Origin of the sequence: Bradyrhizobium erythrophlei (assembly GCF_900129505.1) — a bacterium.
Taxonomy (GTDB): domain Bacteria; phylum Pseudomonadota; class Alphaproteobacteria; order Rhizobiales; family Xanthobacteraceae; genus Bradyrhizobium; species Bradyrhizobium erythrophlei_D.
The window spans coordinates 8,757,777-8,777,159 of record NZ_LT670818.1 but is presented as its reverse complement, the minus strand read 5'-3'; the positions used below and the strand labels follow the sequence as shown (position 1 = coordinate 8,777,159).

General features: G+C 62.7%; 19 protein-coding genes. 13 read left to right on the top strand and 6 right to left on the bottom strand.

Annotated features, from left to right (window positions below; translation table 11 throughout):
* The first annotated feature begins 38 nt into the window (after window positions 1-38).
* Window positions 39-650 (top strand): hypothetical protein, encoded by a 612-nt coding sequence (locus B5525_RS41500; protein WP_244567757.1) that lies wholly within the window; start codon window positions 39-41, stop codon window positions 648-650.
* A 198-nt stretch (window positions 651-848) separates the two neighbouring features.
* On the opposite strand, the gene B5525_RS41495 is transcribed toward B5525_RS41500, so the two are convergent.
* Together B5525_RS41495 and B5525_RS41490 are read right to left on the bottom strand one after the other, a co-directional pair.
* Window positions 849-1,304, bottom strand: coding sequence for a cupin domain-containing protein (locus tag B5525_RS41495; protein ID WP_079572138.1), 456 nt, complete (start codon window positions 1,302-1,304; stop codon window positions 849-851).
* 124 nt (window positions 1,305-1,428) lie between these two features.
* Window positions 1,429-2,604 (bottom strand): ABC transporter substrate-binding protein, encoded by a 1,176-nt coding sequence (locus B5525_RS41490; RefSeq protein WP_079572136.1) that lies wholly within the window; start codon window positions 2,602-2,604, stop codon window positions 1,429-1,431.
* Window positions 2,605-2,909: 305 nt separating this feature from the next.
* On the opposite strand from B5525_RS41490, the gene B5525_RS41485 reads away from it, so the two are divergent.
* The 4 genes from B5525_RS41485 to B5525_RS41470 all read left to right on the top strand — a co-directional run bounded on the left by B5525_RS41485 (window position 2,910) and on the right by B5525_RS41470 (window position 6,584).
* Window positions 2,910-3,401, top strand: a complete 492-nt coding sequence (locus B5525_RS41485; protein WP_079572134.1) for a MarR family winged helix-turn-helix transcriptional regulator — start codon at window positions 2,910-2,912, stop codon at window positions 3,399-3,401.
* Between the two features lie 7 nt (window positions 3,402-3,408).
* On the top strand, window positions 3,409-4,227 hold the full coding sequence (locus B5525_RS41480; protein WP_079572133.1) for an alpha/beta hydrolase: 819 nt from the start codon (window positions 3,409-3,411) through the stop codon (window positions 4,225-4,227).
* A 283-nt stretch (window positions 4,228-4,510) separates the two neighbouring features.
* The gene (locus tag B5525_RS41475) at window positions 4,511-6,100 is read left to right on the top strand and encodes a benzoate-CoA ligase family protein (RefSeq protein ID WP_244567756.1); all 1,590 of its coding nucleotides are present in this window, start codon (window positions 4,511-4,513) and stop codon (window positions 6,098-6,100) included.
* 22 nt (window positions 6,101-6,122) lie between these two features.
* On the top strand, window positions 6,123-6,584 hold the full coding sequence (locus tag B5525_RS41470) for a RidA family protein (RefSeq protein WP_079572130.1): 462 nt from the start codon (window positions 6,123-6,125) through the stop codon (window positions 6,582-6,584).
* Window positions 6,585-6,594: 10 nt separating this feature from the next.
* Here B5525_RS41470 and B5525_RS41465 read toward each other — a convergent pair whose 3' ends face one another.
* Window positions 6,595-7,389 (bottom strand): class II aldolase/adducin family protein, encoded by a 795-nt coding sequence (locus tag B5525_RS41465; protein ID WP_079572128.1) that lies wholly within the window; start codon window positions 7,387-7,389, stop codon window positions 6,595-6,597.
* A 304-nt stretch (window positions 7,390-7,693) separates the two neighbouring features.
* Here B5525_RS41465 and B5525_RS41460 point away from each other — a divergent pair, with 304 nt between their 5' ends.
* From B5525_RS41460 to B5525_RS41435, 6 genes are read left to right on the top strand one after another with little or no spacing between them, the layout of a single operon-like run.
* Window positions 7,694-8,701, top strand: coding sequence for an ABC transporter substrate-binding protein (locus B5525_RS41460; RefSeq protein ID WP_079572127.1), 1,008 nt, complete (start codon window positions 7,694-7,696; stop codon window positions 8,699-8,701).
* 38 nt (window positions 8,702-8,739) lie between these two features.
* The gene (locus B5525_RS41455) at window positions 8,740-9,555 is read left to right on the top strand and encodes an ABC transporter permease (RefSeq protein WP_079572125.1); all 816 of its coding nucleotides are present in this window, start codon (window positions 8,740-8,742) and stop codon (window positions 9,553-9,555) included.
* A 4-nt stretch (window positions 9,556-9,559) separates the two neighbouring features.
* Window positions 9,560-10,345, top strand: a complete 786-nt coding sequence (locus tag B5525_RS41450; protein WP_079574461.1) for an ABC transporter permease — start codon at window positions 9,560-9,562, stop codon at window positions 10,343-10,345.
* Window positions 10,342-11,403 (top strand): ABC transporter ATP-binding protein, encoded by a 1,062-nt coding sequence (locus B5525_RS41445; RefSeq protein WP_079572124.1) that lies wholly within the window; start codon window positions 10,342-10,344, stop codon window positions 11,401-11,403. Before B5525_RS41450 ends, B5525_RS41445 begins: the two co-directional genes overlap by 4 nt.
* A gap of 9 nt (window positions 11,404-11,412) precedes the next feature.
* Window positions 11,413-12,252: a phosphodiesterase gene (locus B5525_RS41440; protein ID WP_079572122.1), complete on the top strand. Its 840-nt coding sequence runs from the start codon at window positions 11,413-11,415 to the stop codon at window positions 12,250-12,252.
* Window positions 12,253-12,306: 54 nt separating this feature from the next.
* Window positions 12,307-13,539 carry an acetyl-CoA C-acetyltransferase gene (locus tag B5525_RS41435; RefSeq protein ID WP_079572121.1) on the top strand — a complete coding sequence of 411 codons (1,233 nt, stop codon included), beginning with the start codon at window positions 12,307-12,309 and terminating at the stop codon, window positions 13,537-13,539.
* A gap of 72 nt (window positions 13,540-13,611) precedes the next feature.
* Here B5525_RS41435 and B5525_RS41430 read toward each other — a convergent pair whose 3' ends face one another.
* Complete coding sequence (locus tag B5525_RS41430; RefSeq protein ID WP_079574460.1) at window positions 13,612-14,328, bottom strand: CBS domain-containing protein; 717 nt, start codon at window positions 14,326-14,328, stop codon at window positions 13,612-13,614.
* 172 nt (window positions 14,329-14,500) lie between these two features.
* Here B5525_RS41430 and B5525_RS41425 point away from each other — a divergent pair, with 172 nt between their 5' ends.
* Together B5525_RS41425 and B5525_RS41420 are read left to right on the top strand one after the other, a co-directional pair.
* Entirely contained in the window at window positions 14,501-14,866 is a 366-nt protein-coding gene (locus B5525_RS41425; RefSeq protein ID WP_079572119.1) for a hypothetical protein, read from the top strand.
* Between the two features lie 65 nt (window positions 14,867-14,931).
* Window positions 14,932-16,788 (top strand): PHA/PHB synthase family protein, encoded by a 1,857-nt coding sequence (locus B5525_RS41420; RefSeq protein ID WP_079572117.1) that lies wholly within the window; start codon window positions 14,932-14,934, stop codon window positions 16,786-16,788.
* Between the two features lie 13 nt (window positions 16,789-16,801).
* On the opposite strand, the gene B5525_RS41415 is transcribed toward B5525_RS41420, so the two are convergent.
* Both B5525_RS41415 and B5525_RS41410 read right to left on the bottom strand, forming a co-directional pair.
* A complete protein-coding gene (locus B5525_RS41415) occupies window positions 16,802-17,641 on the bottom strand; it encodes a CHAD domain-containing protein (RefSeq protein WP_244567755.1) in 840 nt (279 codons plus the stop codon).
* 164 nt (window positions 17,642-17,805) lie between these two features.
* Complete coding sequence (locus B5525_RS41410; protein ID WP_079572114.1) at window positions 17,806-19,371, bottom strand: AAA family ATPase; 1,566 nt, start codon at window positions 19,369-19,371, stop codon at window positions 17,806-17,808.
* Window positions 19,372-19,383 lie beyond the last annotated feature (12 nt).

Genomic DNA, 19,383 nt, shown 5'->3' with positions numbered 1-19,383 from the left:
CGGAGAATGGCGCGATCGACAAGGCCGCCATCGAAGCAATGGGCGATGTGTTGGCAGGCACCAACAAGCCTTTCATCGTCACCTCGGGAACGGGCCTCATCGCGCCAGGTGTGGTGATCACCGAAGATATGCGGCGCGATTCCAGCCCGCATGTTCCGCGCGTGTCGGAGCAGGCCGGTTTGGCCTATGCGTCGCGTGGCGTGCGCGCGATGGCGATACGCCTGCCGCAAGTGCATGGCGCCGACGGAAAAGCTGGGTTGATCACTTATCTGCTCGAGCTCGCGCGTCAGAAAGGCGCCGCCGCCTATGTCGGCGAAGGCGCCGAACGCTGGGCTGCGGCGCACCGGCTGGATGTCGCCCGCCTATACCGGCTTGCGTTGGAGGAGGGCGCGGTAGACGGGATCTACCACGCCGTTGGCGAGGAAGGCGTACCCATGCGCCAGGTCATCGAAGTGATTGGCCGCGCGCTGAATGTGCCGGTAGTTTCGATCAAGAAAGAAGAGGCGGGCGATTATTACGGGCCACTGGCGATGTTCGCCGGTTTGGACATGCCGGCCTCCAGCGCTTTGACGCAGCAGCGGTTGGGCTGGACGCCCACTGGGACTAACTTGATCGCCGACATCGGCCAGCCGGGTTACTTCAAGGTTTGAGCCCAGCGCGTAAGGTGGGTTAGCTAATCCGCCCTCAGCGAGGTGCCGTAAAAAATATCGAGAATGTGCAGAGCGCGCTAATCTCCCGCGTCATTGCGAGGAGCGAAGCGACGAAGCAATCCATACTTCCTTGTTGGGCGATGGATTGCTTCGCTTCGCTCGCAATGACGGTCTCAAGGCGCCACGGTGCCGTGTATCTCACGCCCCCGGAGGCGGCGGCAGGAAGTGGATGTTGAACTCGGCCGCCATCGCCACGACGTCCTCGGGTTTCTGCTCCTTCATGTTGTGAAGGCCCCAGAACAGGTCATACAACTTCTGGGTCGGCGAAACCCAGAACAGCACTTTCGCGGTCTGGTCGGATTTGTTGAAGATGCCGTGGGGAACACCCATGCCGAGCCGGATCAGGTCGCCCGGCGTCGCCTGGGCCTCGGCGCCGCCCAGCATGAAGTCGAGCTTGCCTTCCAGCATATAGAGATACTCATCCTGATCGGGATGAATATGCGGCGGGACGAAGGTGCCGGGCGGCAGCGTGGCGTGCCAGGAGAAGCAATGGTCGCTGCGATTTTTCGGCACATAGGTCTGGCCGAGGATGTTCCAGGAAATGCCTTGCATACCCTCGTTGGCGCGGGTGATGCCGGTGATCTCGCTGGTCATGGCTGTGTTTCCTTCCCATCGTTATGGCGACGCGTTTTCTACCGCAGATAAGTCTACGCAATCTGCGTAAACTTGATTGCTATGCGAACCGCTATCCACTTCGCTCGAAAACGCTTTGAATTTCTTAGTTGCCCGGCGTGCATTCCTTGGCGTAGCGGTCGCCGTAGTTCTCGAACACTTTTTCGACGATCTCGGTCTGGAATTTGCCATCCGCGCGCTTTGCCACCTTGGTCAGATAGAAATCCTGGATCGGATAACCGTTGGTGTTGAATTTGAAGCTGCCGCGCAGCGAGGTGAAGTCGGCCTTCTTCAAGGCCGCCGCAACCGCCTCCTTGTTGGAGAGGTCGCCTTTCACCGCCTTGACCGCGCTGTCGATCAATAGCGCCGTATCGTAGCCCTGCATGGCATAGGTGCCGGGCACACTGTTGTAGGCCGCCTCATAGGCGCCGACGAATTTCTTGCTCTGGGGATTGTCGAGATTGGGCGCCCAGTTCGCGCCGCCGAACATGCCGACCGCCGCATCCTGCTGCGCCGGCAGCGTCGATTCGTCGACGGTGAACGCCGACAGCACCGGAATCTTGTCGGCGAGACCGGCCTGGCTGTACTGCTTCACCAGGCTGACGCCCATGCCGCCCGGCATGAAGGTGAAGACCGCATCGGGCTTGGTGGAGGCGATCTTGGAGAGTTCGACCTGGAAATCCAGCGTGCCCAGCGGCACGTAGGTCTCCTCGACGATTTCGCCCTTGTAGTCGAGCTTGAAGCCGGCCGCGGAATCCTTGCCGGCCTGGTAGTTCGGCACCATGATGTAGACGCGCTTGTAGCCGCGATCCTGCGCGACCTTGCCGAGGATCTCGTGCACCTGATCGTTCTGGTAGGAGGTCACGTAGAAAAAGGGGCTGCAATTCTTGCCGGCATAGCTCGACGGGCCGGCATTCGGGCTGATCAGGAACGTCTTGGTATCCGTAACCGGCTTGTGGATCGCCTGCAGGATGTTGGAGAAGATCGGCCCGACCACGAAATCGACCTTGTCGCGTTCGAGCAGGCCCTTCACCTTGGTCACCGCGGCGTCCGGCTTGAGTTCGTCATCGACCGCCACGACCTCGACATCGCGGCCTGCCATCTTGCCGCCGAGGTCCTTGACCGCGAGCATGAAGCCGTCGCGGGCCTGCTGGCCGAGCACCGCCGCCGGGCCCGACAGCGTCACGATCACGCCGATCTTGAGCTTCTCCTGGGCTGTGGCCTGACCGGCCGCGACGCTCAAGAGAACCGCGAGCCCTGCCAACTTCCACTGCTGCTTCATGACCCATTCCCCCGTTACGCCAACCCGTGCTCGAGGCTGGAGCTTATTCTGATGACGGCTGTTGCCGCAAGCAGAGCCGCGCCAGGTCCGAGCCCACCGCGAGACCAGCATGCAAACGGCACGCCAATTGTTTGAAGCCTAAAGAAATTTGCATATCTCGGCACGGGATGCGGGGCCTGCAGCCTTTTGACTTGCAGTGCGTCGCGAATTATTTGAAGGTCAAAACAATAGCCAAGCCCGAAATGCGAGGTTGGCAGCACCGGCATCCGTGCTGCGGTGACGACCCAGGCAGGTGTGATTGCATCATGATCCTTGATTCCGAGACCAAGGCCGTCGAACTCCCGGAAGATCACGGCAACGAACTCAGATTATGGCTGCGCCTGCTGACCTGCACCACCCTGATCGAAGGCGAGGTGCGCGGCCGGCTGCGCGAGCGGTTCGATGTCACGCTGCCGCGGTTCGACCTGATGGCCCAGCTCGACAAGGCGCCCGACGGCATGACGCTGTCGGACGTCTCGAAGCGGATGATGGTCAGCAACGGCAACGTCACCGGGCTGGTCGAGCGTCTCGTCGAATCCGGCCATCTCGACCGGCGGACATCGGACACCGACCGCCGCGTGCAGGTGATACGGCTGACAAAAACCGGCCGCGCCGAGTTTCGCAAGATGGCCACCGAGCACGAAACCTGGATCGCCGACATATTTTTCGATTTGACCCCGAAAGACGTGCGCGAACTGATGCGGCTGTTGGCCAAGACCAAGGCCTCGGCGCAGAAGTCCGCGCAAAAACGGGCTTAGTCGCGTCTTGGCCGCCGCCGTCGACTACGAAGCCGAATACAACAACCGGGCGCGGGTCCCGGAAAATGCCGCGATCATGGCTGGCTGGGCAACCGACGCGGCCGCCTATCGCGAGCGGCACGCGCCGCAGGTGATCGCCTATGGCCCGGGCGCGCGGCACAGCATCGATTTCTTTCCCGGCAGCGATCAAGGGCCGATCGTCGTCTTCATCCATGGCGGCTACTGGCAGGCGCTGGACGCCTCCTTTTTCAGCCATCTCGCGGGCGGGCTGAATGCCCACGGCATCGGTGTCGCCATTCCTAGCTACGACCTGTGTCCCGCGGTCACGGTCGATCAGATCATCCAGCAGATGCGGATGGCGACGCGTGAGTTGGCGCGCATGGGACGCTCCCTCATCATCAGCGGCCATTCCGCCGGCGGGCATCTCGCCGCCTGCATGCTGGCGACCGACTGGCCGGCCTACGACGCGTCGCTGCCCGAAAATCTCGTCGTTGCGGCCTACGCGATTTCTGGCCTGTTCGAGTTGGGGCCGCTGGTTCCAACGTCGATCAACGGGGCATTGCAGCTCGATGACGCCACCGCCCGGGCGGCGAGCCCGTTGTTCTGGAAGGCGCCTTCGCGCGGCAGCCTCGATGCGGTGGTCGGCGAAAACGAGAGCGCGGAATATTTTAGGCAGAGCCGAACAATCGTTGAGCACTGGGGCGCGGCGGGCCTCGCCACCCGGTTCGGCGTCGTCCCCGCCGCCAATCATTTCACCGCGATTGCCCCGCTGGCCGTTCCGGGCTCGCCGATGACCTTGCGCCTGAAGGAACTGGCGAAACGCTAGGCAGCAAAAAAGTATTGGGTCGCCCGGATTTGGACTATTGCGCCAAATTACTTTAAGTATAAAATGTTTCGCATGGCGCGCTGTCGGACGGCCTATTGGACTGAAGCCTTTCGTCCCGAAAAGGAGGGCAGTGAACATGTCGGCTGAGACAAGCCTTGTCCCAAATAGCCCTGGTGCAACAAGCCTTCTCCCAACAAGCCTTGGTCCAACGAGCCTTGGTCCATCCGGTCACGTCGATGATTTTACGCGGCGAAATCTTCCGCCGTTTGACCAATGGCCGGAATTGATCCTCGACCGGCCGGAGTTCAGGTATCCCGAATATCTCAACGCCGCCGTCGAACTGACCGATCGGATCGTCGAGCAGGGGATGGGCGATCAGGTCGCGCTGATCGGCAACGGTCGCCAGCGCACCTACAAGGAGCTGGCCGACTGGTCGAACCGCCTCGCACATGCATTGGTGGAGAATTACGGCGTAAAACCCGGTAACCGCGTCCTAATCCGTTCGGGCAACAATCCGGCCCTGGTCGCTGCATGGCTGGCGGCGACAAAGGCAGGCGCCGTCGTCGTCAATACCATGCCGATGCTTCGTGCCGGTGAACTGACCAAGATCATCGACAAGGCAGAGATCGCGCTGGCGTTGACGGACAGCCGTATCGCCGACGAACTCGTTGCGTGCGCGAAGACCAGCCGCTTCCTCAAGCAGGTCGTGAATTTCGACGGAACGTCGAACCATGATGCCGAGCTCGACCGCGTGGCGCTGAGCAAGCCGGTGCGGTTCGATGCGGTCAAGACCGGCCGGGATGATGTCGCACTGCTGGGCTTTACATCCGGGACCACGGGTGAGCCGAAAGCGACGATGCATTTCCATCGCGATCTCCTGATCGTTGCGGATGGGTACGCCAGGGAAGTCCTCAACGTCACGCCGGACGATGTCTTCGTGGGTTCGCCGCCGCTCGCCTTCACGTTCGGGCTCGGCGGCCTTGCGATCTTTCCGTTGCGGTTCGGAGCCACCGCGACACTGCTGGAAAATGCAGCCCCCGGCGAGATGGTCAAGATCATCGAGACCCACAAGGCCACGATCTGCTTCACGTCGCCGACCGCCTATCGGGCGATGATGGCCGCGATGGACAAGGGCGCCGATCTGTCGTCGCTGCGCCTTGCGGTTTCGGCCGGGGAGACCCTGCCGGCGCCGGTTTTCGAAAGCTGGATGCGCAAGACGGGCAAGACGATTCTCGACGGGATCGGCAGCACGGAATTGCTGCATATCTTCATCACGAACAGGGTAGGGGACGCCAACGCCGGAACGACGGGCCGCCCGGTTTCGGGTTACGAGGCAAAGGTCGTCGACAATGACATGAACGAAGTGTCGGCGGGCACCGCAGGCAAGCTTGCGGTTCGCGGTCCGACCGGCTGCCGTTATCTCGCGGATTCCAGGCAGTCGAACTATGTGCGCGATGGCTGGAATCTCACGGGCGACACGTTCGTGCGCGACGAGAAGGGACGGTTTTCCTTCGTGGCCCGCTCGGACGACATGATCGTCTCCTCCGGCTACAACATTGCAGGCCCGGAAATCGAGGCCGCCCTGCTGAGCCATCCGGCCGTAGCCGAGTGCGGCGTGGTCGGCGCGCCCGACGAAGCGCGCGGCATGATCGTCAAGGCCTATGTGGTTCTGATGTCCGGCGTCACCGCCGATGACGCGCTGGCGACGGCGCTGCAGGATCATGTCAAGCGCGAGATTGCGCCTTACAAATATCCGCGTGCAATTGAATTTGTCGCGCAACTGCCCAAGACCGAGACCGGCAAGCTGAAGCGGTTCGCGCTGCGGCAAATCGCGCAGGCAGGCGGCGGCTCGCCGGGCATGGCCGCGGAATGAATGCATCTGGAATGACGGAGAATTGGTCGTGAGCACTCAAGGGCCCACGCTTGCGGTGCTGCCGGCGGCGAAGGACGAGCCTTCGCCAGGGCGCGCGCAGATTTTGCAGCCGAGCGGCTGGCCGATGCCGAAGGGATACGCCAACGGCATGGCAGCCGACGGCCGCCTTGTGGTGACTGGCGGCGTGATCGGCTGGGACCCGCACGGTCATCTGCCGGCGGATTTCATCGCGCAGGTTCGTCAGGCCCTGGGCAACATCTCGGCCATTCTTGCCGAGGGCGGTGCGCGGCCCGAACATCTGGTCCGCCTCACCTGGTATGTCGTCGACATGGAAGAATATCTGGCGAACCTGAAGATGCTGGGCCAGATCTATCGCGAGATCTTCGGCGCGCATTATCCGGCGATGGCGCTGGTCCAGGTGGTGCGCCTCGTCGAGCCGGCAGCGCGGGTCGAGATCGAGGCGACGGCGGTGGTGCCGCGCTGATTCCGCCAGTCTAATTCCGGTAGGATGGATCGGCGCGGTCGAGTTTGCGCAACAACGCCGGCCAGGCCAGTTCGCCGTTGCGGTTGGGCAGCTCGGGGCGCGGCTTGACCTTGTCGAAGGTCTTTTCCAGGACGTCCCGCGGCGGGTAGACCAATTTGGTGTTGCAGGACAGCGCCATCACCTGCACCTCGCAGGCGCGCTCCATCCGATACAGCAGGTTGAAGGTGGCGGGGATGGTTCGTCCGACCACCAGCAGTCCGTGGTTGCGCAATACCATCGCTTCGTGATCGCCGAGGTCCCTGACCAGCCGCTCGCGTTCGCCGACATCGTCGGCGATGCCCTCGAAGTCGTGGTAGGCGATATGGAGAAACCGCATCGAGGTCTGCGCCAGCGGCAGCAGCCCGCATTCCATCGCCGAGACCGCCATGCCGGCCGGCGTGTGCGTATGCGCGACGCAGTCGACGTCGTGCCGGGCCATGTGAATGGCGCTGTGAATGACGAAGCCGGCGGCGTTGACACCGTAGTCGGAAGCGTTGAAGAGCACGTTGCCGTCGAGATCGATCTTGATCAGGCAGGAGGCATCAATCTCTTCGTAGAGCATCCCATAAGGGTTGATCAGGAAGTGACCGTGCGAGCCGGGAACGCGGCAGGAGATGTGGTTGGCGATCATCTCGGTCATGCCGTACATCGCGGTGAGGCGGTAGCAGGCCGCGAGATCGACGCGGGTTTGCCATTCCTCCGCGCTCACCTGCTCGCGGACCGATCTTACCACTTTGATCGCGGGAGAATTGACGGGAGGGGTCATGGAACGTCTCCGCTGCAACGGGTGATTTCGTGAAGGCTTGGGGTCGCCCGATTGGCTTTCACGATACCTGCAACTCAAGTTGCGCCGCAAGGTAGTGTCGCAACCATCGATGCAACTCAGCCATCGCCGGCGCGCAGCCGTCGGCGAATGATCCGTGGCCGGAGCGGCAGGTCCGCTTCACAGCTTTGCTGCACAGCAAAAGACCGCTTGTCGCAAATCCTTCATACGCGGCCTATACTTGATCGGCCGTCAGGGTTGATGTCCCGACCCTCGGGAACGCCTTCCTTTGCCTTCGGAGCCATTCATGAAGACCGTGCGTTTCGTCCTCGCCTTGCTTGTGCTGGCGCTGGTGGCGCCGTTGCAGCCTGCAAAGGCGGCCGACGTGATCTGCTACAATTGCCCGCCGGAATGGGCGGACTGGGCTTCGATGCTCAAGGCCATCAAGGCCGATCTCAACTACGACATTCCCCACGACAACAAGAATTCGGGGCAGGCGCTGGCGCAAATCCTGGCCGAGAAGAGCAATCCGGTCGGCGATATCGGCTATTTCGGCGTCACCTTCGGCATGAAGGCGAAAGCGCAGGACGCGCTCGAGCCTTACAAGCCCGCCAATTGGGACCAGGTGCCCGCAGGCTTGAAGGACCCGGACGGCTACTGGACCACGATCCACTCCGGTACGCTCGGCCTGTTCGTGAACAAGGATGCGCTGGGCGGCAAACCGGTGCCGGCCTGCTGGAAGGATCTGTTGAAGCCGGACTATAAAGGCATGGTCGGCTATCTCGATCCAAGCTCGGCCGCGGTGGGCTATGTCGGCGCCGTGGCGATCAATCTGGCGCTCGGCGGGTCCGCTTCGAATTTCGACCCGGCGATTACCTTCTTCAAGGAGCTGCGCAAGAACGATCCGATCGTTCCCAAGCAGACCTCGTATGCGCGCGTCGTGTCCGGCGAGATGCCGATCCTGCTGGATTATGACTTCAACGCCTATCGCGCCAAATATTCGGAGAAGGGCAATTTCGAGTTTGTGATTCCCTGCGAGGGCTCGGTGGTGTTCCCTTACGTCGTTGGCCTCGTGAAAAACGCGCCCGACAAGGAAAAGGCCAAGAAGGTGCTGGACTATCTGCTGTCCGACAAGGGGCAGGCGATCTGGACCAACGCCTATCTGCGCCCGGCGCGCCCGATTGACTTGCCGGAAGCCGTGAAGAAGAAGTTCCTGCCGGACAGCGACTATGCCCGCGCCAAAAGCGTCGACTGGGGCCAGATGGAAAACGTGCAAAAAGGCTTCGTCGACCGCTATCTCGCCGAGGTCCGCTGATGCAATATGGCGCTCTTTTCTAAGAGCGCCATTTCTTCATGCCGCATAAAACCTTCGTCTGGCTGTGTCTGTTGCCGCTCGCCGTGGTGACGGTGGCATTCTTCCTGCTGCCGATGGCGCGGCTGGTGGTGACCGGCGCCGAGGGGCCGCATGGGCTGGCCGGATATCTGGCCATCCTCACCGAACCGCGCTACCGCGCCACCCTGATCAACACCGTTTTGCTGGCGGCAGCGACCACGATCGCCACGCTGGTCATCGCCACGATCGCGGGAATGTTCCTGCAGCGCCATCGCTTTCCCGGCCGCACGGGATTGATCGCGATGCTGACCTTTCCGCTGGCGTTTCCCGGCGTGGTCGTCGGCTTCCTGATCATCCTGCTCGCCGGCCGTCAGGGCCTGATCGGCGACATCTCCAGCCGTTTGTTCGGCGAGAAGCTGGTCTTTGCCTATTCGATCTATGGGCTGTTTCTCGGCTATCTCTATTTCTCGATCCCGCGCGTCATCCTCACCATCATGGCGGCGGTGCAGAAACTCGACGTCGGGCTGGAAGAAGCCGCCCGCTCGCTCGGCGCGAGCCCCTGGGAGGTGCAGCGCGACGTCGTGCTGCCGGCGCTGGGGCCGGCTTTCGTGGCCTCCGGGGCCATTGCCTTTGCGACCGCGATGGGCGCGTTCGGGACGGCGTTTACGCTGGCGACCAATATCGATGTGCTGCCGATGCTGATCTATACCGAGTTCACGCTGGCTGCGAATTTTGCAACGTCCGCGGCGCTGTCGGTCGGGCTCGGAATTATCGCCTGGGCCATCCTGGCGCTGGCGCGCTCGTTCAGCGGCGGCACGGTTGCGGCGGCCGGATGAACCCATGCGCGACCGTCTGATCTTCACCGGCCAACTTCTATTCACGCTGCTGGTCGCGGCCTTCCTGGTCGTGCCCGCGATCCAGTCGATCGCCGCGGGCGTCACCGTGAATTACTTTCGCGGCATCTCCTCAGGCCTGACGCTGCAATGGGTGTTCCAGGTCTGGGATCTCTATGCCGGCACCATCCTGCTGTCGTTCGTGATCGCCTTTGCGACGCTGGCCGTGACGCTGGTCGCCGGCGTTCCCGCCGCCTACGCGCTGCACGTCAAGGGAGGGCGGCTGTCGCGGATCGTCGAGGAAATCATTACCTTGCCGCTCGCAATTCCCGGCCTCGCCATCGCGCTGGCGCTGCTATTGACCTATCAGGGTTTCAGCGAGTTTCGTCGCTCGTGGCTGTTCATCCTCACCGGTCACGTCATCTTCACCATGCCGTTCATGGTGCGATCGGTGATGGCGGTGTTTTCGACCGTCGACATCAAGACGCTGGACGAGGGCGCGGCGTCGCTGGGCGCTTCGCCCTGGCGGCGCTTTCGCGACGTGATCGTTCCCAACGCCCTGCCGGGAATTCTGGCGGGCAGCCTGATGGTGGTGACCCTGTCGCTCGGCGAGTTCAACCTGACCTGGATGCTGCACACGCCGCTGACCAAGACGCTGCCGATCGGGCTTGCCGACAGCTACGCCTCGATGCGGCTGGAAGTGGCGTCGGCCTATACCCTGATCTTCTTTATCATGATCATTCCGCTTCTGGTCGCGATGCAGATGTTCGCCGACAGGGAGCAGGCACGATGAAGGTAGCGGCGGGACATGGCTCCTCGGTCCGCGTCGAGGCGTGCGGCAAGACCTTTGCCGACGGCACCCGCGCGCTGGAGCCCGCGACACTCGACATCGCGCGCGGCGAAACGCTGGTGCTGCTCGGCCCCTCCGGCTGCGGCAAGACCACGATGCTGCGCATCATCGCAGGGCTCGAATTGCCTGATGCGGGCGGACGGGTGCTGTTCGATGGCAACGACATGACCTCGGTGCCGATCGAGAAGCGCAATGTCGGCATGGTGTTCCAGTCCTACGCGCTGTTCCCCAATATGAGCGTCGCCGACAACATCGGCTACGGCCTGAAGATCCGGGGCATGGGCGCTAAGGAGCGGGCCGCGCGCGTCGCCGAACTGGTGGCGCTAACCAATATCACCGGGCTGGAGAACCGCCGGATCAACCAGCTCTCCGGCGGCCAGCGCCAGCGCGTCGCGCTGGCGCGCGCGGTGGCGATCCGCCCGGGCATCCTGCTGCTCGACGAGCCCCTGACCGCGCTCGATGCTGCGCTTCGCGATCGCCTGCGCGGTGAACTCAATCGCCTGCTGCGCGCGCTCGGCATCACCACCATCTACGTGACACACGATCAGTCCGAGGCCATGGAGCTCGGCGACCGCATCGTCGTCATGCAGAAGGGCGCGATCGCCCAGATCGGCACGCCGCGCGAGATCTATTTCAAGCCGAAAAATCGCTTCGTGGCGGAATTCATCGGCGCCGCGAACATCATCGAAGCCGCGGTCGAGAACGGTCATCTGGTGCTGCCGGGCGGCCGGCAGCCGATCGGCGGCGATGCAAGCCTGCCGGCGGCGGTCGCGATGATCCGCCCCGAGACCATCCGTGTGGTCGAGGTCGGGAGCGCGCCGCTGTCGGGAACCATTGACAGCGTCAGTTTTATCGGCGACCGGCAACGCATGGTCGTCAGCGGCGCCTCCGGCAAGGCTCTTACCGTCGACGCGTCAAACACCGTCAACGCCGCGATCGGTGAGCGCGTCGGACTATTGATCGCGCCGGATGCCATCCGCCTCTTGCCACCGGAAAGTTGAAGAATCCCGATGCCGGAAAAACCAGTTCTCATCGCGCAGATTTCTGATCTGCATATCAAGTCACCGGGGTCGCTGGCCTACGGTCGTGTCGATACCGCGGCCGCGCTCGAGCGCTGCGTCGCGGCCCTGAATGCATTCAGGCCAAAGCCCGACTTCTTGGTGATATCGGGCGATCTCGTGGACACGCCGATGGCCGGGGAATATCAGCATCTCCAGCGCCTGCTGGCGCCGCTGGCGTTGCCGTATGCCGGGATTCCCGGCAATCACGATTCCCGCGAATTGATGCGGGCCGCGTTTGCCTCGCAACCATATGTGTTTTCATCCGGCCCACTCAATCTGCGGATCGAAATCGGCGGACTCGATCTGCTGTTGCTGGATTCCAGCGTACCCGGCAAGCCGCATGGCGAGCTCGATGCGCCAACCCTGCAATGGCTGGACGCGACGCTCGCGGATTCGCGCGGCAAGCCGGCGCTGGTGTTCCTGCACCATCCGCCGTTCAAGACCGGCATCTGGCACATGGACCGCCAGAATCTCATCGACGGCGCCGGGCTCGCAGCCGTCATCAGACGCCACCCGCACATCCAGCGGATCGCCACCGGCCACGTCCACCGCGCGGCGCTGTCGCTGTTCGCTGGCGTCGCGACCACGATCTGTCCGGCGCCAAATCACGCCGTCGATCTCGATCTGGCGGAATTGCGCGAGCCCTCCTTCAAGGTCGAGCCGCCGGCCTTCCATCTCCATAGCTGGTTTCCCGGCGAGGGTTTTGGAAGCGTTGTCACCCATCAGGTTCCGATCGGCCATTTCGACGGACCGCATCCGTTTTTCGGGCCGGACGGCAAGTTGCTTTGAGAGGGCGGATTTCGTAATCCAGATGCCGCAAACAAAATCTTCAAGGGAAACACCATGGTTGACGCGCTGATCATCGATGCATGCAGAACGCCGCGGGGCATCGGCAAGGCGGGCAAGGGCGCGCTCTCGGGTATTCATCCGCAGCGGCTGGGCGCCACCGTGTTGCGGGCGCTGGCCGACCGTACGGGGATCGACACGGCTGACGTCGACGACATCATCTGGGGCACCAGCTCGCAGAGGGGCGCGCAGAGCGGCGATCTCGGCCGGATGTCGGCGCTCGATGCCGGCTACGATGTCCGCGCCAGCGGCGTGACACTGGATCGTTTTTGTGGTTCCGGGATCACCAGCGTCAACATGGCGGCTGCCTCCATCATGTCGGGCTCCGAGGATCTCGTGATCGCCGGCGGCACCGAGATGATGTCGATGGAGGGACGCCGCGGCGAGGGCCCGTTCATGATGGACGCCGGCAACCTGCATTTGCGCGCCATCCATCCGCAGTCGCATCAAGGGGTCTGCGCCGACGCTGTCGCGACGCTCGAAGGCATTACGCGGGAGGATGTCGACCGGCTGGGATACGAGAGCCAGCAGCGGGCGGCGAACGCCATCAAGGGCGGCCATTTCGACAAGAGCCACGTACCGGTCTATTGCGAGGACGGCAGCCTGGCGCTCGACCGCGAGGAATATCCGCGGCCGCAAACCACGCTCGAAGGGCTGGCCGGCCTGAAACCCGCCTTCACGGCGGTGGCGGACTATCCGCTCGACGACAAGGGTACGACCTATCGCAATTTGATTTTGCAGAAGCACCCCGGCCTCGACATCAATTTCGTGCACCATGCCGGCAACTCGTCAGGCGTCGTCGATGGCTCGGCAGCACTTCTCCTGGCGTCGCCGAGTTACGCCAAGGCGCACGGCCTGAAGCCGCGCGCACGCGTGGTGGCGATGGCCAATATGGGTGACTCGCCGACCCTGATGCTGAACGCGCCGGTGCCGGCGGCGCACAAGGTGCTGGCGAAGGCGGGCCTCACGCTGGACGATATCGACCTGTTCGAGATCAACGAGGCCTTCGCGGTGGTAGCCGAGAAATTCATCCGGGATCTCGGCCTCCAGCGCAGCAGGGTCAATGTCAACGGCGGCTCGATTGCGCTGGGGCATCCCATCGGCGCGACCGGCGCCATCCTGATCGGCACCATTCTCGACGAGTTGGAACGGCGCGACCTCAAGCGCGGGCTGGTGACCATGTGCGCGGCCGGCGGAATGGCGCCGGCGATCATCATCGAGCGCGTTTAGACCCGGATAATCGCTACTTGCAGAAGCCGCTCCCGATCCAAACGCGCCCGATACTCTGACGGCCCCTGCCGATCAGCTCGCCTTTGCCAGGTCGTCGTCTTCCGGGGAGTTCAGATACATTCCGGACATGGTATCGACCCAGCACAGATGGTCGTGAACCCTAACCACGCCGGTGACGTTCTCGGCGGCGACCACCGCGGCCTTCCGCGCGCGTTCTTCGGTGATGACGCCGCTGAGATGGACGATGCCGTCGCGCACGATCACGCTGAGCCCGAACGGGCACCAGTCGTTCTTTTCGATTGCATCGATGACGCGGTTGCGGATGTGATCGTCATCGGCGGTCGGATCAGGAATTTCCTTGGCCAGGCTCGCGACTGCCTGCAACAGGTTGGAGCGCGACACGATGCCGACGATCTTGTCGGCGCGCATCACCGGCAGGCGCTTGATGTTGTTCGTCTCCATCAGTTCGACGATCTCTTCGAGCGGCGTGTCTTCGGTGATCGTGAGCGGCTGTGATGTCATGATTTCGGAGACCTTGCTGCCGTGCTCATGAACGAAATCGGCCGCCGCCTTGCCGGGACCGAGAATGAATTTCAGGAACCGGCCGCGCTTGCGCTGAGTGCCGATTTCGCTGCGGCGGATGAAGTCGCCTTCGGAGACGATGCCGACGAGCTTGCCGGTTGGGTCGACAACCGGAAGTCCGCTGATGTGCTTCGCCAGCATGGTATTGGCCTTGGTGTCTGGTGTAACTGATATGACCGGCCGGGTCATGATCTGGTGGGCGCGCATGGGGGCCTCCGCAAGTTCGAGATCAAAGTTGATATTTGACGGGTTATGCCAGCCGTCCTGCTCCGATTTGACGCAGGTCAAGGGGAGGGCGGGCAGCGATCCACTTGATGCAGCTCAATGCGCCGCCGGGTCAGGGGCGTATCCTGTAAAAACATAAAAAGCGGAGGTTACGATGCCAGAGCCTTCCGAACCCCGTGCCGAGATTTTCGAGCAATCTGTGGCCGACGCCGCCGCTAGATTAACCAAGGCGAACAGGCACGCTCTGGATTTCCTGATGGGCGCGCAAAAGGTGGTGCTTGAGGAGATGGTATTCGCCGCCAATGAGATGCTCGAGCGGGCGCAAACCGAAACACACCTGTTCTCCGAATTCGTCTCGAAAATGGCCGGATCTCATTCGGTTAGGGATCTGAGGACGATGTGCACGGAATGCGGCCAGCACCAGATCGACTTTGTCCGTCGCGACAGCGAACGGCTTTTTAGGCATGGTGAGCGGATGCTCGAGCGCGCATCCAGTCTGTTCGGCAACAAGCCGAACTGATCCGTCTTCCGGCTGTCATGGGTCACCATCCATTTACCCGGCGTAACGTGAAAGAGGCCGTTGCCATGCCGTCGACATCGACTCTGCCGCAGGCGGAGGCACCGAGATTGCCGTGTCCCGCCCACGCCCCAGGCTATGCCGAAAGCCGCGGCGCCGCGGTCGCTGCCGAGCCGCCTCATGCACAGCCCGCGTCCAAAACCCAACCGGTGGAGACCTATCAGGCCGACCGCGCGCTTCATGCGCTGGCGGCTCGCCTGACAGGCGGCATATCGCCGGTCGCGCTGTCGCTGGCCTTTATCGACTGGGCCTCACATCTGGCGGCTGCGCCGCAGCGGCGAACGGAGATCGCTCAGGAGGGAATGCGGGACGCGGCCGGATTCTTCGAAACTGCGATGCGTTGTTTCGCGCCGGGTCAGGGGCCGTGGTCCCTGATCAAGCCGAAGCCGCAGGACCGGCGTTTTGCCGCACCGGAGTGGGAAAGTCCGCCGTTCAATCTGCTCGCCCAGGCGTTTCTGCTGAGGGAGCAGTGGTGGCACAACGCGACCACGGGCGTGCGCGGCGTGTCGCCGGCGAACGAGGCGGTGGTCGAGTTCACGCTGCGCCAGGTGCTCGACATGCTGGCGCCATCGAATTTCGCTGTCACCAATCCCGAGGTCTTGCAGAAGGCCTTCCAGAGCGGCGGCGAGAATTTCGTGTTCGGCTGGCAGAACTGGTGCAACGATCTGATGCGTGTGCTGTCGGCCGGCAAGCCAGCCGCGGACGAGAAATTCGTCGTCGGCAAGACCGTGGCGACATCACGCGGCAAGGTCGTCTACCGCAACGAGCTGATCGAACTGATCCAGTATTATCCAACCACCGGCAAGGTACGTCCGGAGCCGATCCTGATCGTGCCGGCATGGATCATGAAATACTACATCCTCGATTTGTCGCCGAACAATTCGCTGGTGAAGTTCCTGACCGGCGAAGGCTACACCGTGTTCATGATTTCCTGGCGCAATCCGGGAACCGGCGACCGCGAAATCGCCTTTGACCATTATCGCAAGCTGGGTGTGAACTCCGCGGTCGACATCATCGGTCAGATCGTTCCGGGCCGGCAAATCCATGCGCTCGGCTATTGTCTGGGAGGCACGCTGCTGGCAATTTCGGCCGCAACGATGGGGCGCGACGGCGACGACAGGTTGCAGACGATTACACTGCTGGCGGCGCAGACAGACTTCACCGAAGCCGGCGAACTGACGCTGTTCATCAACGAGAGCCAGGTTACGTTCCTCGAAGACATGATGTGGGAACAGGGCGTGCTGGACACCACGCAGATGGCAGGGGCCTTTCAGCTGCTGCGCTCGAACGATCTGATCTGGTCGCGGGTCAGCCGCGATTACCTCATGGGCGAACAGGCTCCGCCCAGCGACCTGATGGCCTGGAACGCCGACGCCACGCGCTTGCCATACCGGATGCATTCCGAATATCTGCGCAAGCTATTCCTCGACAACGACCTGGCGGAGGGTCGCTACCTCGTCGAGGGCAAGCCGATCGCGCTGTCGGGTATTCACTCGCCGATGTTTGTGGTCGGCACGGTGCGCGATCACGTGGCGCCATGGAGGTCCGTCTACAAGATCCACTACGAGGTGGACGCCGATGTCACGTTCCTGTTGACCAGCGGTGGTCACAATGCAGGCGTCGTCGCGCCCCCCGGTCAGCAAGGCCACTCCTATCAGGTCAAGCACAAGCCGCAGGATGCGCCCTATGTCGGCCCTGATGAATGGCTGAAGGCGGCGCCGCGGACCGAAGGATCGTGGTGGCCGGAATGGACGAGATGGCTGGCCGCGCGATCGGGCGAGCCATGCGAGCCGCCGCGGATCGGTGTTGGTCCGGTTGACGGTGAAAGCCTGCCGGATGCGCCCGGCGACTACGTCCACCAGTAAGTAGTGGACCGTCTTACTTCTCCAGCGCCGCCACCTTCCGGTAGGCGGTGACGGCGGTTTGCAACAGGTGCCTTTCGCGCTTTGGGCCGATGAAGCGCCAGGGCGCGCGAGCCCCGTCCCGCTTCACTGTAGCCGTCAGAGCGCGGGCTCTCTCATCGTCGTTCAACTGGCCGAGCGTTCGCTGCGCTTTGCGCAGATGTTTCAATCCAGCCAGCAGCCGCGAAAATGTTTCATCCGAACGCAGGTCTTCCAATGCTTCGATCGAATAGCTGAGTTTCTTGTTCAACAGGCGCACCTGGTGCCGTTGCGCCGCATCCATTTTCAGAAGCTTGCCGCTTCTCTTCAGGATTTTTTCCTGCCACCGGGTGAGTTTTTCCACACCGTATTCGGCGATGGGGGTGGTGCGCTCCCTTGCCGCCTGCGTTCCCCCGCGCGCGGACCAGGGACCGTTCTCGATCCAGGCGGATGTATCCTTGATCAGGTGCCGATACCTGGCTGACTGGAGTGCCCGTGCCAGAAGGCTGTGGCTGTCCGCACGCTTGTCGCCCCAGGAGCGACGATAAAGAGCGGCCCTCGGCCGCTTGTCGACGGCGCCGAGCCGTTCGATCGCGACGTCAAGATCGCGTACCGCGCCAAGATGCGCGTTCAGCCATTTCAGCCCATTCCTGATTGGCGTCCGCTGCGAGTCCGCAACCATGGGAGAGAAAAACAATATCACGGTGCGCAGGCGCGTCAGCGTAACGCGCATTTGATGCAGCGCGACCGGATCGCCTTTGCAAGTCGCATCACGGTTTGCCGTCAAGTCCCCGAGATAGCGGCGGGCAACAATTCGAAATGCCGTTTCGCACGCCATCATCGGAGAAAGACGCGGCGCCGGAGGTGGGCATCGCTTCTGCGCCGGCCCGGGGCGGCTGGCGGCTTTGTTCTTTAGGGATGGTGGCATTGAGAGGGTCATTGCATCGCCGCGCAGGCTGCACGCGCTGCAGCAATCAGGATAGCGCAGCCGTCGACGTCTTGCTATCTGGTTTTGGCGGCGAAATCGGGGGGATGGGCTATCGCCTTCTGGCATAGTTGGAGGGTTTGTTCGGGCGTGCCGGAGGCATCGATGACAGCCCAATCGACCTTGCCGACATCATATTTTTCCTGCAGGCCGGCAATCTCCGGCGTCGCGTCCGATGCATCTCGCTGCCGGTGGCCGACACGGCTTTGTCTGGTCGCAAGGTCGGTCACCAGGAACGGCCCGACAAACCGTGCATGCAGCCTGCGGGCGGCATCGCGGATGGCGTTGCGTTCGGCTTCATGGGCAAACACCGCGTCTACCACGGCGGAATGGCCCTGCGAGAGAACGTGAGCGGCGCGCTGCACCAGGATTTCGTAGATCTGCTCGGTGATCTCCGGCCGGTAAGCGTTTTCGGGCAGCCGGTCGGTTTCAGCGACCTTGAACAGCTGCTTGCGCAGGACGTCGCTGCGCAGGAGCACCGCGCCCGGCTGCGGCAACACGGAAGGCGCCAGCGTGCGTGCCAGCAGGGATTTCCCTGTCCCGGACAATCCGCCGACCGCGACCAGCACCGGTGGCTCTGGCGCAATCGTCCGGCATGCGAGTGCGAAATAGGTCCGAGCGGACGGCATTGTCTCATGATCGTCACGAGAGTTGCGGCCAAGACGGGCGAGCAGGACACGCGCGCGGATCGCCGATCGCAGCGACAGGAACAAGGGAAGGGCGGTGAGCCCGTCGAGATTCTCGCTTGCCGTCAGCGCCAGATATCGGTTGAGCAGGGCGTTGGCCGCGGTCTGCCGGCCGTAGTGGATCAAATCCATCAGCGGGAAGGCGAGGTCATAGAGCACATCGGTCGAAGGGATCACCGGATCGAATTCGATCGCATCGAACAGGACCGGCTTGCGATCGATCAAAACGATATTGGCCAGATGCAGATCGCCATGGCAGCGCCGCAGATAGCCCTGCCGGCTGCGTTGCTCCAGCAGCGGGCGAATCCGGGCGAAGGCGGACAGCGATGCCTGCGTGAGATCGTCGATGTCGCCGGCGGCAAAACAGGCCGCTTCCCGAAAGGCTAAGGAATTGCCCTCGATGATCCCCGGAATCGAATTGATCCAGCGTTCTGCCGGCGCGAGCGGCGCCATCCTGTGGGAGGCCGCGATCGCTTCCGCGATGGCATCGACCAGACCGGGATCGAGCGGGCCAGCCTCGGCCAGATGGTCGATGGTCTGGCTTTCGTCGAAGCGGCTCATTTCGACGGCATATTCGACCGGCTCACCCGTGCCGTCGATCTCGAACGATCCATCGCGCGTTAGCGTGATCGCCACCACGCGATGGTAGACCTGCGGCGCGAACCGGCGGTTTATCCTGATCTCTTCGTCGCAGGCGGCTTTTCGCTTCTCCAGCGTCGAATAATCAAGGAAGGGAAAACGGATGGCGCGTTTGATCTTCAGCGCGCGGGCGTCCCAAAGAAAAACCGATGCCGCGTGGGTATCGATGCGATGGACACGCGGACGTATCGCGGGATCGCTCAAAAAGGCGAACACCTTCTCCTGCATCCGGACGTCGGCTGGTGCTGAATTTGTCATCCCGGTCCGCGT

Bases quoted from the DNA above. Each gene is read 5' to 3' on its own strand.
- B5525_RS41500 (WP_244567757.1), top strand. From the start codon at position 39: ATGGGCGATGTGTTGGCAGGCACCAACAAGCCTTTCATCGTCACCTCG.
- B5525_RS41495 (WP_079572138.1), bottom strand. From the start codon at position 1,304: ATGACCAGCGAGATCACCGGCATCACCCGCGCCAACGAGGGTATGCAA.
- B5525_RS41490 (WP_079572136.1), bottom strand. From the start codon at position 2,604: ATGAAGCAGCAGTGGAAGTTGGCAGGGCTCGCGGTTCTCTTGAGCGTC.
- B5525_RS41485 (WP_079572134.1), top strand. From the start codon at position 2,910: ATGATCCTTGATTCCGAGACCAAGGCCGTCGAACTCCCGGAAGATCAC.
- B5525_RS41465 (WP_079572128.1), bottom strand. From the start codon at position 7,389: ATGACCCCTCCCGTCAATTCTCCCGCGATCAAAGTGGTAAGATCGGTC.
- B5525_RS41460 (WP_079572127.1), top strand. From the start codon at position 7,694: ATGAAGACCGTGCGTTTCGTCCTCGCCTTGCTTGTGCTGGCGCTGGTG.
- B5525_RS41455 (WP_079572125.1), top strand. From the start codon at position 8,740: ATGCCGCATAAAACCTTCGTCTGGCTGTGTCTGTTGCCGCTCGCCGTG.
- B5525_RS41450 (WP_079574461.1), top strand. From the start codon at position 9,560: ATGCGCGACCGTCTGATCTTCACCGGCCAACTTCTATTCACGCTGCTG.
- B5525_RS41445 (WP_079572124.1), top strand. From the start codon at position 10,342: ATGAAGGTAGCGGCGGGACATGGCTCCTCGGTCCGCGTCGAGGCGTGC.
- B5525_RS41440 (WP_079572122.1), top strand. From the start codon at position 11,413: ATGCCGGAAAAACCAGTTCTCATCGCGCAGATTTCTGATCTGCATATC.
- B5525_RS41435 (WP_079572121.1), top strand. From the start codon at position 12,307: ATGGTTGACGCGCTGATCATCGATGCATGCAGAACGCCGCGGGGCATC.
- B5525_RS41430 (WP_079574460.1), bottom strand. From the start codon at position 14,328: ATGCGCGCCCACCAGATCATGACCCGGCCGGTCATATCAGTTACACCA.
- B5525_RS41425 (WP_079572119.1), top strand. From the start codon at position 14,501: ATGCCAGAGCCTTCCGAACCCCGTGCCGAGATTTTCGAGCAATCTGTG.
- B5525_RS41420 (WP_079572117.1), top strand. From the start codon at position 14,932: ATGCCGTCGACATCGACTCTGCCGCAGGCGGAGGCACCGAGATTGCCG.
- B5525_RS41415 (WP_244567755.1), bottom strand. From the start codon at position 17,641: ATGGCGTGCGAAACGGCATTTCGAATTGTTGCCCGCCGCTATCTCGGG.
- B5525_RS41410 (WP_079572114.1), bottom strand. From the start codon at position 19,371: ATGACAAATTCAGCACCAGCCGACGTCCGGATGCAGGAGAAGGTGTTC.